This is a genomic window from Pelomonas sp. Root1217 (genome assembly GCF_001425705.1).
Taxonomy (GTDB): domain Bacteria; phylum Pseudomonadota; class Gammaproteobacteria; order Burkholderiales; family Burkholderiaceae_C; genus Pelomonas.
The window spans coordinates 309,716-324,443 of record NZ_LMDC01000023.1; the positions used below are offsets into that span (position 1 = coordinate 309,716).

Consider the following 14,728-nt stretch of genomic DNA (forward strand, 5'->3'; position numbering starts at 1 on the left):
CATGACTTCCGCCCCGACCTCGGCCCTGATCGCCGATCTTCTTGCCCACCCTGCCGACGCCGACCGCCTGGTGCGCGCCGCGTGCGCCGAGTTGCGCGCCGACGCCGTCGCGCCTGTTCCGCCCGAAGTCAGCGCCCTGCGCGCCGGCCTGGCCCGCATTGCTGATACCGGTCTGGACGGCGTGCTGCACCGCCTCGTCGCCGATGTGCCACAGGGCTGCGTGACGGAGCGCCTCGCCGCACTGTTGCGCCCGCCCGAACTGGCCTGGGACGAAGCCCAGGAGATCGACTGGGCCGCGCGACATTGGCAGGAATGCCGCGCCGAAGGTCAGCTGGACGAGGAACTGGCGGCCGACTTCGGCGAGTATTGGCGGCGCCTGGAATGGAGCGCGCTGCGCCAGCACCTGGTGCTGCTCGGCCAGGGCCATCCTGAAGAACGCCGGCTGCTGGCCCATGTCGCCAAGACCTCCAGCCGCTACGTCGCCTTCGGGCCGCTAAAGCGCGCACTGGAAGCGCAGCACCCGGAATTCTTCGAACTGGGCTTCAGTCTCAGGTGATCACGGGCAGGTCGCGCAGCCCGCAGCGACCAGCCAGGGATCCTTGTCCTCGCCGCCGAAGATCTGCAGCAAAAAGTCCAGGAAGGCGCGCGTGCGCGCCGGCACGTATTTGCGCGTCGGCATGCCGGCCCACAGCGTCGTGCCGAACAGGCGCCACTGCGGCATGACGCGCTCCAGCGCCTGCTCCAGCAGCGCGTCCTCGACCATGAAGCTCGGCAGCCCCGCCACGCCAAGGCCGTGCAGGGCGGCGGCGTAGTTGGTGTCCATGTGCGTCGTCGACAGTGCGGCGCGCGACGGCACGATGGGCAAGGTGATCTCCTCGGTACCGTCGCCGCGCTGCAGCGTCAGGCCGCGCATCAGCGAAGGCGTGGGCGGCAGCAGCGCGTCGTGCAGCTTCAGGTCGTGGGGATGCTGGGGGCGGCCGCGCTGATCCAGGTAGTCGGGCGAGGCGCACATGATGAATTCACTGCGTGCCAGGCGACGCGCGATGAAATCACCGTCCAGCGTCTCGCGCGACAGGAAGATGGTCAGGTCATAGGCATCGTCCACGGTGTCGACGGGGCCGGGCGACGTGATCTCCAGCGTCACCAGCGGGTACTCGCGATGGAACTTGGGCAGGTGCTTGGCGAGCTGATGCACCGCGATGGCCGGCGGGCACAGGATGCGCAGCAGGCCGCGCACCTCTTGCGTGGCCGACGCCGCCAGCGCCGCCGCCTCGTCGACGTCAGCCAGGATGCGCCGCGCCCGTTCCAGGTAGGCCTCACCGATCTCGGTCAGCGACAGCCGCCGCGTCGTGCGGTTCAGCAGTCGCGTGCCGAGATGCTCCTCCAGCTCGGCCACCAGCCGCGTGACGACGGCCGGTGCCAGATCCAGCGCTCGTGCGGCGGCGGCGAAACTGCCCTCGTCGATGACGCGGACGAAAACCTTGATGGCGCGGAGTTGGTCCATCAGAAGCTGCGAATGGACCCCGCGCGGCCGAGCGGGCCGTCGCAGCGTCGCCAATCAAGGCGCAAAGCACAGCCGTAGCTGGGGCTACGGCGAGCATTTGCAACGCCGAGTGGCGGCGTTGCGGCGGGATGAGCGGGCGTGCGGGGTTCGTTCACAGCTTCTCTAGGGATGGGCCGCCATGACCTGGGCCACGGCCGCGGTCAACCGCTTGCCGTAGGGGACATGCAGGAACTCGTTGGGCCCGTGGGCATTGCTCTTGGGGCCCAGCACGCCGCAGACCATCATCTGCGCCTTGGGGAAGCCCTTTTGCAGCATGCTCATCAGCGGGATGGTGCCGCCCTGGCCGATATAGCCGACCGGCGCGCCGAAATGCGCCTGGCTGGCGTCGTTCAGGGCCTGGCTGAGCCAGGGCGACAGCTCGGGCGTGTTCCAGCCGGTGGCGCCATAAGCGCCGGCGCGGCCGTCGGGAGTGAAGGTGACCTTGGCGTTGTAGGGCGCGTTGTCCTCCAGCAGCGCCTTGAGCTTCAGCGCGGCCTCATTGCCGTCCACCAGGGGCGGCAGGCGCAAAGACAGCTTGAAGGCCGTGTAGGGCCGCAGCACGTTGCCGGCGTTCTTCAGCTCGGGAAAGCCGTCGGCGCCAACGACCGACAGCGTCGGCCGCCAGGTGCGGTTCAACAGCACCTCGACGGGGTCGGTCGTCACCGGCAGCACCGGGCCGCCGTCCGCGCCGCAGGCCCAGGGCATGCGCTTGTAGACCTCTTCCTTCAGGATGGCCGCCGTCGCCTTGACCTGGTCCAGGCGGGCGCCGGGGATCTCGCAGTGGAAGCTGTCGGGCAGCAGGCGGCCGGTCTTGCTGTCCTCCAGCCGGTCCAGCACCTGGCGCAGGATGCGGAAGGACGACGGCACGACACCCGACGCGTCGCCGCTGTGGATGCCTTCGGCCAGCACCTCGACCTTCAGCACGCCCGACACCATGCCGCGCAGCGAGGTCGTCAGCCAGAGCTGGTCGTAGTTGCCGGCACCGGAGTCCAGGCAGACCACCAGGGACACATTGCCCAGCCGCGGGCCCAGCAGATCGAGATAGGCCGGCAGGTCGAAGCTGCCGCTCTCCTCGCAGGTTTCGATCAGGCCGACGCAGCGCGGGCGCGGGATGCCCTGCTTGTCCAGGGCCATGATGGCCGTGAGGGACGCATAGACCGCGTAGCCGTCGTCGGCGCCGCCCCGGCCATAAAGCAGGCCGTTCTCATACTTGGGCGTCCAGGGCCCGAGGTCGCTGCGCCAGCCGCTGAATTCGGGCTGCTTGTCCAGGTGGCCGTAGACGACGACGGTGTCCTCAGAGCCAGCCTTGGTGGCCGGCACCTCGAAGAAGATGACCGGCGTGCGGCCAGGGATGCGCACCACTTCGAGCTTCAGGCCGGCAACCTTCTTGCTCTCGACCCAGGCGGCGGCCTGGGTCAGCACCTTCTCGATATGGCCGTTCTTCGCCCAGTCGGCGTCGAACATCGGGCTCTTGGCCGGAATGGCGATGTAATCGGTCAGCGCGGGGACGATTTCCTCGTCCCAGACGCGGGCGGCAAAGTCACCCAGCGCGGCGGTCTCATCGGCTTGCAGGGGCAGGTGGGGATCACGTGCGTTCATGGCGTACTCCTGGCGCTTGTGGCGCGACTTACCAGTTTAGGCTTGGCCGCGACAGGCATCACGCCGCCTGGGATAACTACCGGCGGCATTCACGGCGTCAACCGCTTAGGCTCGACGCCAAGATGCGCTTGTTACTGATTGTTCTGTTTGCACTGCTGACCGGCTGCGCCTCCGGCCCCAAATTCACGGTCGACGACGGCCGCAAGGTCGACGAGACGCTGCTGGCCGGCATGCGTGCCTATGGCGCTGGCGAACGCTTGATCCGCCCGGCCATCGCCCGCAGCGCGGCGCTGAAGGACAAGGACTGCGACAAGCAGTGGGAGCTGCCCTTCGCCGTGGCCACCAGCGCCGGCTGGAGCGCGGACGACCGCGTCGCCTGGGTGCGCGCCCTGCAGGTGGACGAGAGGCTGACCGTCATCGCCGTCACCCAGGATTCGCCGCTGGCCCCGAGCGACCGCATCGTGCGTGTCGGCGGCCACGAGGACATCGACGGCGAGCGGCTGTTGGAAACGCTGGCCGAGGCGCGCGATGCCGGCAAGCCCTTCAACGTCGGCCTGGCCTCGGGCCGCAATGTCGCCATCAAACCCTTCGAGGTCTGTCGCGGCTACACGCGCTTTGCGCCGCCCAACACGGCGCAGCTGCAGGACTACCACTGGCTGCTCAGCCTGCACCCGCTGGAGGTGACCCAGGCCGAGCCCACACCCGACGAGGCGCTGTGGATGGTGTTGTGGACGCAGGGCCTGTCCGAAGAGGGCGGGGCCCGCATGAAGACCTACCACTACGCGATCAAGATCGCCGGCACCCTCTACAACCTGGCCACACTGGCCTCGGGCGTCAAGGCCGCGGCGCTGGCCGCCGACGCCGCGATGAGCGCGGCCAAGAGCGCCGCGGCCAACGTGGCCAGCGAGTTCCTCAAGCAGCAGCTCATCGAGCAGGGCAAGGCGCTGGCGACGCAGAAGATCCGCGAAGGCCTGGTGGACGCCGCTCAACAGCTGACGCGCCAGCAGGTCATGAACGTGATGCAGGCCGCGGCCGCCAACCGCGGCTCGCTGTCGGGCATCTCGCGCATCGCTGCCACCACCTTCGACTATGCCGACGCCTGGGCCTTCACGCGCATGGCGGCCCTGGGCGCGTCGCCGCTGGCGGGTTTCACGCTGCACCAGAAACTCATCGAGCGCAGCCTGGCCGCCAACGCCTTCCTGTTCGACGCCGACCGCCTGGCCGCCATCAACAAGGTTGCCGCCGCGCGCGGCTTCGAGGCCGAGGTGGTCGCCATCCTTGGCGGCCTGCGCGCAGACACGCTGCGGGCCGACATCGGCGCCATGCCGCTAGCCTCGGCACGGGGCAGCTTCAGCTTTGACAACCCCGACGACCCCGGCGCCAGTCGTTTCTCCCGCGGCCTGGTCGACGCCATGCTGGAACTGCCCGCCGAGTCGGCCACCAAGAAATGAAGCTCGCCATCACCTTGCTGCTGCTCACAGCCGCCGCCTGGGCCCAGGCGCAGACGCTCCCCGAGGCCGCAGCGTCGGCACCCGAGCCCGCAGCTTCCGAGCCCGTCGCCGCGCCGGCCCCACCACCGCCGAGTTGCGCCCAGCTGTCGAGCCGGGCGCTGTCGGCCGACCTGCGCGCCGCCACCGCGCAGTCGCAGAACCAACCGCTGGAAACCCTCGTCAAGCTCTACGACGAGGCCGTTGCGCAGTGGGGTGGAGCCCTGGCCAGCTGCGACGGTCGTGCTCGCGAGCGCGCCCAGCGCAACCTGGCCGACAGCCAGAAGACCCGCGAAGCCCTGGCCGAGAAGCTGCAGGCCGGCAGCCAGTGCGAGAACGCCCACCGCGACGCCACATCCCTGCAGGACCTGGCCCGCGCGGCCTTTGGCGAGCGCCGCTTTGGCGACGCCGCCAGCCTCTACCGCAAAGCCGAGGGCATGTGGGAGCTGGCCGCCGAGCAGTGCAACGGCAGCCAGCAGCAGACCGCCCAGCGCCGCCGCGAGCAAAGCGAGATCGACGGTCACAACGCCGAGTTCTGCGCGCCACCGTTTGAGCGCGCCCGCGAGTTCTCCAGCAAGCTGCGCAACACCGGCGCGGCGCTGCCGTTGGCCGACCGCCAGACGCAAAGCCAGATCGGCGAGACGCTGTGGCGCGACACCGCCAAGCTCTGCAAGGGCAGCGCCCAGGAGCTGGCGACGAACAACGCCCAGGCCCTGGCCCGCGAGCGCGGCACGCCCTGGGTGGCGACACCGCTGCCCGGCGCGCCGGCGCCGGTGGTTGCCGCAGCGCCCAAACCGGCGGCCGCGACGGCGACACCCGTCACCCACAAGGCCGGCGCCAGCGCGCCACCGCCGGCCACTGTTGCGCTGCACCAGGCAGCCGCCGCACCGATCTCGCCCCTTGCCCAGGCTGCGGCAGCGCCGGTGCCGGTGGCCGAACCCAGGCTCTTCGATCGCATGGCGGGTGACACGCGCTACGTGGGCCAGTTCGTACGCAACGACGATGACACCGTCACCGGCACGGGCCGCGTCGAGTGGAAGAACGGCGACGTCTACGAAGGCCCGCTGCTGCGCAGCCAGCGCCAGGGCGTCGGCGAGATCCGCTGGGCCGCCGGCCAGCGCTACAAGGGCGATTGGGTGGCCGACCGTGCCACCGGCCGTGGCGCCATGCACTTTGCCAACGGCAACCACTATGAAGGCACGCTGGTGGACGGCCAGCCAGAGGGCGAAGGCAAGCTGACCTATGCCTCGGGCGACGTCTACAGCGGTCAGATCCGCCAGGGGCTGCCGCATGGCCGCGGCAGCTATGTCTGGATGAGCGGCCAGCGCTACGAGGGCGAATGGGTCAACGACAAGCCACAGGGCCAGGGCAAGATGCGCTTCAGCAACGGCAACCAGTACCAAGGCCAGATGGCCGCCGGCCTGCCCCAGGGGCGCGGCCGCATGATCTTCCCTGGCGGCGACGTCTACGAGGGCGAGTTCGACGCCGGCAAGGCCCACGGTCAGGGCAAATACGCCTGGCGCAGCGGCGAGCGCTACGAAGGCGCCTGGGCGCGCGGCCTCAAGCATGGCCAGGGCACCTTCCACTGGCCCAGCGGCGATCGCTGGGAAGGTGTGTTCAAGGACGACGAGCGCACGGACGAGGGCTTCATCGTGCGCAAAGGCAGCTGACGTTCAGGCCCGCGACGGCCAGCTCCGCTACGCTCGCCGCATCAGCTTTTCTTTTGGAGATCCACGATGAAGACCCTGCTCACCGCCGTCGTCACCGCCCTCGCCATCGCTGCCCCGGCGGCCGAGGCACGCGTGGCCCAGCACCACAAGACCAGCCAGGCCAGCAGCGGCATCCATGCCAAGACCGCCGCCAAGAAGACGACCAAGGCCAAGCACAAAAAGGCGGCCAGGAAGGGCCACAAGAAATCGGCCTGAGCTGCTGAAACCTAGGGCCGGATGAAGTAGCGCGCCGGGATAGCGCGCGTTGCCTCACTCAGCCCGGGGTTGTCGATCTGCAGCACGCGGCGCTCGGCCAACCGGGCCTGCGCGAGCCCCGCATGCCGGGCAGCGAACAGCGTGTTGAACGAGCCGTCTTCGAAGGCCCGCGTCAGCCCCTCGGTGATGGCCGCGTGGCGCTCGCCGTCCCCGCGACGCACGAAGAGCAGGCGCGCGAACGGGTAGACCAGGGCGAGGTCGGGCTCCACGACAACATCCGGCGCCAACGCCTGCCATTGGGTCAGCAGGCCGTGGATCTCATTCAGACCCAGGGGCAAGTAGTCGAAGCGGCCCGCCTGCAACTGGCGGAACAACGTCGGCAGGTCGCTGCCGCTAACAACCCCCAGGCCGGCGGCGAGCAGCAACTGCGTATCGGGCCAGTCCTGGCCCTGACCGGCACGCAGCCGGGCGAGCCCGGCCAGGTCGTGCACCGCGCGGAACGCGGGCACCATGCCGGCACGGACCAGCAACAGTCGCCAGCCACTGAGGCCTCGGTCGACAGGCAGGTGCACCGGCTGAAAACGGGCTTCGAAGGCTCGACTGGTGCCCATGTCTATCACGTCTATTTCGCCCGTCTCAAGCTGGTACAGCGAGCGCCGGTAGTTGGTGGACGTGGGCGCCAGCAACAGCTCGAAGGGCCGCCCCCATTTCTGCAGCGCCAGGCGCAGCCCTTGGAAGCCGAAGGCCTCTTCGCCCTGGTCGTTGACGCGCGGGTAGACGAAGCGCAGCGGCGCGGCCTCAGCCCGCACCCAGGGCGCCACACCGGCAGCCAGCATGGAGGCGAGGAAACGAGCGCGCAACATGTAGCGAGCCTAGCGAATCAAGGCGCGCCGTGGGCTAGGGTTTGAGTCCGTTGCGCGCCGGCCGGGTGCTCACTCTCGTTCGAACTTGAACACCGCCACGCTGGCCATCAGGTTGGGCATCGTGCGCACGACGCCGCCGTCCTGCAGGCCGAAGCTGTCCAGGATCTGGAGCCGGTTCTTGCGCGCCAGCACACCGAAGTCGGCAAAGGTGCCGACGCGGATGTTGGGCGTGTCGTACCACTCGTAGGGCAGCGTCTTGGTCACCGGCATGCGCCCGAACAGCACCTGCAGCCGGTTCGGCCAGTGGGCGAAGTTGGGGAAGCTGACGATGCCCATCTTGCCCACACGCGCCGTCTCCTTGAGCATGGCCTCGGCATTGCGCAGGTTCTGCAGCGTCTCCAGCTGCAGCACCACGTCGAAGCTCTGGTCCTCGAAGATGGCCAGGCCCTCTTCCAGGTTGCGCTGGATGACGTTGACACCGCGCTTCACGCAGGCCAGCAGGTTGACGTCGTCCAGTTCCACACCGTAGCCGCTGCAGCCCTTGTGCTTGATGAGGTGCTCGAGCAGCTCGCCGGTACCGCAGCCGAGGTCGAGCACGCGCGAGCCGGGCGGCACCAAAGCCGCGATGGCGGGGTCGAAGCTCATACGGCCACCCCCTTGAATTTCAGCGGGGCGGGTCTCTCCAGCTCCGCGGCGATGCGTGCGAAATAGGCACCCAGCACGCCGTGATAGCGCGGATCGTCGAGCAGGAAAGCGTCGTGGCCATGCGGCGCATCGATCTCCGCATAGGACACGTCCAGCCGGTTGTCGAGCAGGGCCTTGACGATCTCCCGCGAGCGGTCCGGCGAGAAGCGCCAGTCGGTCGTGAAGCTGACGATGAGGAACTTGGCGCGCGCGGTCGCAAAGGCGCGCGTCAGGTCGCCGCCATGGTCGGCAGCCGGGTCGAAGTAGTCCAGCGCTCGCGTGATCAGCAGATAGGTGTTGGCGTCGAAGTAGTCGCTGAACTTGTCGCCTTGGTAGCGCAGATAGCTCTCGATCTGGAACTCGATGTCCTGCGTCGAATAGCCCAGCGCACCGCCCTTGAGTTCGCGGCCGAATTTCTCGGCCATGACGTCGTCGCTCAGATAGGTGATGTGGCCGATCATGCGTGCCACGCGCAGACCGCGCTTGGGCACCACGCCGTGCGCGTAGAAGTGGCCGCCGTGGAAGTCGGGGTCGGTGACGATGGCGCGGCGAGCGACCTCGTTGAAGGCAATGTTCTGCGCGGACAGATTCGGCGCGGTCGCGACGGCAATGCAGTGGCCCACGCGCTCGGGGTAGCGCAGCGCCCAATCCAGCGCCTGCATGCCGCCCAAGGACCCGCCCAGCACGGCTGCCAGCTTCAGGATGCCGAACCGCTCGACCAGGCGGGCCTGGGCGTCCACCCAATCCTGCACGGTGACGACGGGGAAGTCCGCGCCCCAGGCCCGGCCCGTGGCGGGGTTGGCATGCATGGGGCCGGTCGAGCCGAAGCAGGAGCCGAGGTTGTTGACGCCGATGACGAAGAACTTGTCGGTGTCCAGCGCCTTGCCCGGGCCGATCAGGTTGTCCCACCAACCCTCGCTCTTGGCCTGGCCGGCATAGGTGCCGGCGACATGGTGGCTGGCGTTGAGCGCATGGCAGACCAGCACCGCGTTGCTGCGCTCGGCATTGAGCTGGCCATAGGTCTCGACCATGAGGTCGTAGGGGCCGAAGCTGGCGCCACTGCGCAGCGGCAGCGGTTCGTCGAAATGAAAACTCTGCGGCGACACGTCGCCGACGCTACGGCCCGTCATGGCCTCACTCCAATAAAAAACCGGCGCCACTGTTGCGGGACGCCGGTTGATCGGAGCCCTGTTTAGCGGCATTTATTGAGCGCCCGCAATCCGGAACAAATCGGCGCTATGGGCGGATTCTAGGCGTTCCCGTCGAGCCTGAACTGCGCCACGGCGCCCGTCAGCAATTGCAGCTGCTGGCGCAGGCTGTCGGCCGCGGCGGCGGACTCCTCCACCAGCGCGGCGTTCTGCTGCGTCATGTGGTCGAGCTGGCTGACGGCGCCATTGATCTGGCCGATGCGCGCGCTCTGATCGGCCGCACCGGTGGCGACCTCGCCGATCATGTCGCTGACCTTCTGCACGTTGTCGACGATCTCCTGCATCGTCGTGCCGGCATGCTGCACGAGGCGGGACCCGGTTTCGGTGCGCTCGAGGCTGGCCGCAATCAGTGACTTGATCTCGCGCGCCGCATCGGCGGAGCGCTGCGCGAGCAGGCGGACCTCGCTGGCGACGACCGCGAAGCCGCGCCCCTGCTCGCCGGCGCGCGCTGCCTCGACGGCCGCGTTCAGCGCCAGGATGTTGGTCTGGAAGGCGATGCTGTCGATGAGACCGAGGATGTCGCCGATCCGGCGCGAACTGGTGTTGATCTGCTCCATCGTCGCGACAACGTCAGCGACCTCCTTGCCCCCGCGGCGCGCCACCTCGGCCGCGCCTTCGGCCAGCTGGCGGGCCTTGCCAGCGGCATCGGCGCCATGGCGCACGCCGCTGGTCAGGTCTTCCATCGAACTGGTCGTCTGCTGCAGGCTGGACGCCGCCTGCTCGGTGCGCTGGCTCAGGTCCTGGTTGCCCGAGGCGACCTCGGTGCTGGCCGTCTCGATGCTCATCGCCGAGGTCTTTACCTGCCGCACCAGGTCGCGCAGGCTCGACTGCATCGCATCCAGGGCGCGGAGGAGCTCGGAGGCCTCGTCACGGCCGACGATGCGGATGGCGTTGTTCAGGTCGCCGCTGGCAATGGACTGGGCGACGCTGCCGGCATAGCGCATCGGGCTGGTGATGGTGGACGAGTTGATCAGCGTGAGCGGCACAACGAGCACCATGACGAGCACGAGCACGGCCAGCGATCGCCAGGCGATGCGGCCCATCTCGGCGCTGAATGCGGCCTCGGTGGCCTTGGCCTGGGTATCGATGAGGGCGGCGATGCTCTCAACGCGCTTCTCGGTCTCGCGCATCGCTGCCTTGGGCCGGTTCAACATGCGGTCGGCCACCTTGGCGGTGTCAAAGCCGCCGGCCTCGATCTGGTTGAGCACCGGCTGGGCCGCTGTGCGGTAGTCCTGCAGGAACTTCAGCGCCTCGGCCGCCACGGCCTTGTTCTCCTCCCGCGTGCCCTCCTGCAGGCCTTGCAGCGCCGCGACCAGCCGCTGGGCTGCGGCGTCCCAGCGCTGGCGGAACTGCTTGACCTGCTCGGGCGTCTCATAGGCGATGACCATCTCCTTTTCCTCCAGCCGCACATCGGCCAGCCCCTGGCGGATGGTGGCCAGGTGCTGCAGGTCGCGCATCGCATGCGTGGTGACGTCGACATTGAGCGCCATCAGCTGGCGTCCGCCAAGCAAGCCGGTCACTCCCAAAGCGGCAAACATCAGCAGCACCAGCAAGATGGCCCCGTGCATGCGGGTGCGGATGGTGAAGCTGCGCATCCAGGTGGCGAGGTCCATGTCCGTGTCTCCTAGTTGGGTCGCTAGCCACGACCCCGTTGCCTGCATGCTAGTGAAGCGGCGACTGATGGCAAGCGACCTTTTGCCGCAACTTGTGGTTACTGAACACTTGACCAATAATCGCCGACATGTCTCGCCCCAGTCAGGATCAGGATCAGGCCCTGCTCGCCGCCGGCGCCACCCTCTACCCCGCGCTGGGCTGCGCGGGCCTGTCGGTACGCCGCGTGGCCGAGGCGGCCGGCGTCAACCCGGCCATGGTCCATTACCACTTCGGCAGCAAGGACGTCTTCCTGCGCGCCTTGCTGCAGCAGCACTATGAGGAGATGTTCAGCGCCCTGTCGCTGACGAGTTCTGGCGACGGCGACGTCATGGAGCGCCTGAGCGCGGCGCTGCTGGGCGTGGCCCGCTTCGTGCGCGAACACCGGCCGCTGATCGCGCGGGTCTGGGCCGATGCGCAGGCCGGCCAGGCCGTGGCCCAGGATTTCTTGCGCGCGAATGCGCCACGCCACCTGAGTGTGCTGCTTGCCCTGCTGCAGGAGGCGCAGGCGCGCGACCGCCTGCCGCGGCAACCGCTGCTGACACGCTTTTCCTTTCTGATGGGCGCAGTCGTTGCGCCGCTGATCCTGGTCGGCGGCATGAAATCCATCGATGTCGTCCCCCCCGCTCTGCTGGCCGCGGTGGACGACGAGGTGCTGTCGGATGCGGCCTTGCAACGGCGCATCGAATGGGCGCTGCTCGGCCTGGCCAGCGGCGTCTGAGGAGTCGACATGAAACGAATCCTTCCCTTGCTCGCCGTGCTGCTGGCCGGCTGCGGCGACAAGCCGCCCGAGGGCTGGACGGGTTATGCCGAGGCCGAGCTGGTCTACATCGCGCCGCCGGTGGCCGGTCGGCTGGCAACGCTGGCCGTGCGCTCCGGCGAGGCCGTCACCACCGGCCAGGCGCTGTTCGAGCTGGATGCGACACCCGAGCTCGCCGCCGACGCCGAGGCCAGCGCACGCGCGCGAAGCGCGCAGGCCCAGGCACAGGATGCCGACAAGGGCCGGCGCGGCCCCGAGCTGGCCGTCACGAAGGCTCAACTCGACCAGGCCCGCGCCGCCGAACGCCTGGCCAGCATCGACCTGACGCGCCAGCAGGAGTTGCTAGGCCGGGGCTTCGTCGCCCAGGCCCGCGTCGACGACGCGGCGACGGTGCTGGCCCAGGCCCGCGCCCGCGTGATGGAGCTGGACGCCGCGTTGCAAGTGGGCCGGTTGCCGGCGCGGGATGACGCTCGCAATGCCGCCCGCGCCCTCGCGCAGGCCGCAGAGAGCGGCCGCGCGCAGACGGCCTGGCGCGTCGAGCAAAAGCGCCAGAGCGCGCCCATGCCGGCCCGCGTGCAGGACGTCTTCCTGCGCCCCGGCGAATGGGTGGCCGCGGGCCAGCCTGTGCTGGCCCTGCTGCCGCCGGCCAACCGCAAGGCGCGCTTCTATGTGCCGCAATCTGTCGTCGGCGGACTGAAGCTGGACGCACCCGTGAACCTGCACTGCGACGGCTGCGGTGCTGCCATTCCCGCGCGCATCAGCTTCATCGCCGCCGGGCCCGAGTACACGCCGCCGGTCATCTACTCCAACCAGCAGCGCGACAAGCTGGTTTTCCTTGTCGAAGCGCGGCCGGTGAAGGCCGAGGACGCGGAGCGGCTGCATCCAGGACAGCCACTGGACGTCACGCAATGACGGCGCCGAGCGCAGGGCCGCCCCAAGCCGGCGCGCATCCCCTCGGGGGATCGGACGCCGTACCCGGTGACCGAGGGGCCAGTGATTTGGCCATTGATGTGCGGGGGCTGAGCAAGTCCTACGGCAACCGCAAGGTGGTCGACGGCCTCGACATGCAGGTCGCCACCGGCCGCATCGTCGGCTTCCTCGGCCCCAACGGCAGCGGCAAGACGACGTCCCTGCGCATGCTCTGCGGCCTGTTGACGCCCGACGCCGGAGAGGGCAAGGTGCTGGGCCTGGACTTCCGCCACCAGGCCGCCGAGGTCAAGCGCCAGGTCGGCTACATGACGCAGAAGTTCGGCCTCTACGAAGACCTGTCGATCCGCGAGAACCTGGACTTCATTGCGCGGCTGTTCTCGATGGGAAACCGCAGGCAAGCCGTCGACGATGCGCTGGAGCGGCTGGGACTGAAGAGCCGCGAGAAGCAGCTCGCCGGCGCGCTGTCCGGCGGCTGGAAGCAGCGCCTGGCCCTGGCCGCCTGCCTGCTGCACAAGCCCCGCCTGCTGCTGCTGGATGAACCCACGGCCGGTGTCGACCCCAAGGCGCGGCGCGAGTTCTGGGACCAGATCCACCAGCTCGCACAGGAGGGCATCACCGTGCTTGTCTCCACCCACTACATGGACGAGGCTGAGCGCTGCGACGAGCTGGTCTATATCGCCTACGGCCGCGTGCTTGCGCGTGGCACCGCAGCATCCATCGTGCAAGAGGCTGGCGCCAAGGATCTCGAAGACGCCTTCGTCAAGCTCGTCGGTCAGGCGACCGACAACTTCGCCGAGGCTCACTGAATGAAATTCAAAGGCGACCACAGAGGCACAGAGACACAGAGCGACTGCAGGAACGGAGTTCTCCGTGCCTCTGTGCCTCCGTGGTTGCATTTCCGCCATTTCATCCATCGCGGGTGCTGGCCAACCCGCATGGAGAACTGACATGCAGTCTCTGGCCCGCATCTTCGCCATCGCGCTGAAGGAAGTGCAGCAGATGCTGCGCGACAAGCTGACCTTTGCGATGGCGGTGGGCGTGCCCATCATGCAGCTGGTGCTGTTCGGCTATGCCATCAACACCGACCCCAAGGGCCTGCCCACGGCCGTCGTCTCGCAGGACACCAGCCCGATGGCGCACAGCCTGGTCGCGGCGCTGCAGACGAGCGGCTACTTCCACGTCGTCGAGAGCGGCATCGCGGAGTCGCGCGGCGACGCGCTGCTGCAGCGCGGCGACATCCAGTTCCTGGTCGTCGTGCCGGACGACTTCGGCGCCCGCGTCGTGCGCGGCGAGAAGCCGGCCGTGCTGATTGCCGCGGACGCCACCGATCCGTCGGCCGGCGGCAACGCCATCGCCGCCCTGAGCCAACTCGGCCAGACGGCGCTGAACCGCGACCTGCGCGGTGCCGCCCTGGCCTCGCGGGCGCCGCAGCCCCTGCCCTTCGAGGTGCGCATCCAGCGCCGCTACAACCCGGAAGGGCTGTCCCGCTACAACATCGTGCCGGGCCTGGTGGGCACCATCCTGACGATGACCATGGTCATGCTAACGGCGTTGGCCATGACGCGCGAGCGTGAGCGCGGCACGATGGAGAACCTGCTGGCCACGCCGGTGCGACCCTTCGAAGTCATGGCCGGCAAGATCCTGCCCTATATCGTGCTGGGCTACGTACAGCTGGGCGTCATCCTCGGCGCGGCCTTTGCGCTGTTCAACGTGCCCATGGTGGGCAGCGTGGCGCTGCTGCTGGCCATGATCGGCGTCTTCATGCTGGCCAACCTGGGCGTAGGCTTCACCTTCTCGACACTGGCGCAGAACCAGCTGCAGGCCCTGCAGCTGACGTTCTTCTTCTTTTTGCCGTCCATGCTGCTGTCGGGCTTCATGTTTCCCTTCCGCGGCATGCCGCAATGGGCGCAATACCTCGGCGAGGTGCTGCCGCTGACTCACTTCCTGCGCATCGTGCGCGGCGTCATGCTCAAGGGCTCGGGAGGGGCCGAGCTGCTGCCCGAGCTGTGGCCCATGCTGGGCTTCCTGGCGGTGGCCGGCAGCGTCGCCTTGCTGCGCTACCGGCAGACGCTGGACTGA

Annotated in this window: 13 protein-coding genes, 1 pseudogene and 1 riboswitch; of the genes and pseudogenes, 8 read left to right on the forward strand and 6 right to left on the reverse strand. The window is 68.7% G+C overall.

Annotated elements, in window-relative coordinates; genetic code table 11:
* Nucleotide 1: 1 nt before the first annotated feature.
* Nucleotides 2-556 (forward strand): hypothetical protein, encoded by a 555-nt coding sequence (locus tag ASC95_RS15710; RefSeq protein ID WP_057298656.1) that lies wholly within the window; start codon nucleotides 2-4, stop codon nucleotides 554-556.
* Here ASC95_RS15710 and ASC95_RS15715 read toward each other — a convergent pair whose 3' ends face one another.
* Both ASC95_RS15715 and ASC95_RS15720 read right to left on the reverse strand, forming a co-directional pair.
* Entirely contained in the window at nucleotides 557-1,504 is a 948-nt protein-coding gene (locus ASC95_RS15715; protein WP_057298657.1) for a LysR family transcriptional regulator, read from the reverse strand. It abuts the gene before it with no gap.
* Nucleotides 1,505-1,666: 162 nt separating this feature from the next.
* Nucleotides 1,667-3,142 (reverse strand): M20 family metallopeptidase, encoded by a 1,476-nt coding sequence (locus tag ASC95_RS15720; RefSeq protein WP_057298658.1) that lies wholly within the window; start codon nucleotides 3,140-3,142, stop codon nucleotides 1,667-1,669.
* Nucleotides 3,143-3,270: 128 nt separating this feature from the next.
* Here ASC95_RS15720 and ASC95_RS15725 point away from each other — a divergent pair, with 128 nt between their 5' ends.
* The 3 genes from ASC95_RS15725 (at nucleotide 3,271) to ASC95_RS15735 (ending at nucleotide 6,554) form a co-directional block, all read left to right on the forward strand.
* Nucleotides 3,271-4,593: a hypothetical protein gene (locus ASC95_RS15725; RefSeq protein WP_157256340.1), complete on the forward strand. Its 1,323-nt coding sequence runs from the start codon at nucleotides 3,271-3,273 to the stop codon at nucleotides 4,591-4,593.
* A complete protein-coding gene (locus tag ASC95_RS15730; protein ID WP_057298660.1) occupies nucleotides 4,590-6,299 on the forward strand; it encodes an MORN repeat-containing protein in 1,710 nt (569 codons plus the stop codon). The genes ASC95_RS15725 and ASC95_RS15730 overlap by 4 nt, the downstream gene beginning before the upstream one ends.
* Before the next feature lie 66 nt (nucleotides 6,300-6,365).
* A complete protein-coding gene (locus tag ASC95_RS15735; protein WP_057298661.1) occupies nucleotides 6,366-6,554 on the forward strand; it encodes a hypothetical protein in 189 nt (62 codons plus the stop codon).
* Between the two features lie 11 nt (nucleotides 6,555-6,565).
* On the opposite strand, the gene ASC95_RS15740 is transcribed toward ASC95_RS15735, so the two are convergent.
* From ASC95_RS15740 to ASC95_RS15755, 4 genes are all read right to left on the reverse strand, one after another.
* Nucleotides 6,566-7,417 (reverse strand): hypothetical protein, encoded by an 852-nt coding sequence (locus tag ASC95_RS15740; protein ID WP_056200136.1) that lies wholly within the window; start codon nucleotides 7,415-7,417, stop codon nucleotides 6,566-6,568.
* 69 nt (nucleotides 7,418-7,486) lie between these two features.
* Entirely contained in the window at nucleotides 7,487-8,062 is a 576-nt protein-coding gene (gene metW, locus ASC95_RS15745; protein ID WP_057298663.1) for a methionine biosynthesis protein MetW, read from the reverse strand.
* A complete protein-coding gene (locus tag ASC95_RS15750; RefSeq protein ID WP_057298664.1) occupies nucleotides 8,059-9,231 on the reverse strand; it encodes a homoserine O-acetyltransferase in 1,173 nt (390 codons plus the stop codon). Before ASC95_RS15750 ends, metW begins: the two co-directional genes overlap by 4 nt.
* A 41-nt stretch (nucleotides 9,232-9,272) precedes the next feature.
* Nucleotides 9,273-9,348: riboswitch (SAM riboswitch) on the reverse strand.
* Nucleotides 9,349-9,350: 2 nt separating this feature from the next.
* Complete coding sequence (locus ASC95_RS15755; RefSeq protein ID WP_057298665.1) at nucleotides 9,351-10,922, reverse strand: methyl-accepting chemotaxis protein; 1,572 nt, start codon at nucleotides 10,920-10,922, stop codon at nucleotides 9,351-9,353.
* Nucleotides 10,923-11,050: 128 nt separating this feature from the next.
* Here ASC95_RS15755 and ASC95_RS15760 point away from each other — a divergent pair, with 128 nt between their 5' ends.
* From ASC95_RS15760 to ASC95_RS15775, 4 genes and pseudogenes are all read left to right on the forward strand, one after another.
* Entirely contained in the window at nucleotides 11,051-11,680 is a 630-nt protein-coding gene (locus ASC95_RS15760) for a TetR/AcrR family transcriptional regulator (protein ID WP_057298666.1), read from the forward strand.
* A 9-nt stretch (nucleotides 11,681-11,689) separates the two neighbouring features.
* Nucleotides 11,690-12,631 carry an HlyD family secretion protein gene (locus tag ASC95_RS15765; protein WP_082567834.1) on the forward strand — a complete coding sequence of 314 codons (942 nt, stop codon included), beginning with the start codon at nucleotides 11,690-11,692 and terminating at the stop codon, nucleotides 12,629-12,631.
* Nucleotides 12,628-13,371 (forward strand): annotated as a pseudogene (ccmA, locus tag ASC95_RS15770) (heme ABC exporter ATP-binding protein CcmA); the annotation flags it as partial. The gene ASC95_RS15765 and the pseudogene ccmA, both read left to right, overlap by 4 nt.
* A gap of 226 nt (nucleotides 13,372-13,597) precedes the next feature.
* On the forward strand, nucleotides 13,598-14,728 hold the full coding sequence (locus ASC95_RS15775; RefSeq protein WP_057298668.1) for an ABC transporter permease: 1,131 nt from the start codon (nucleotides 13,598-13,600) through the stop codon (nucleotides 14,726-14,728).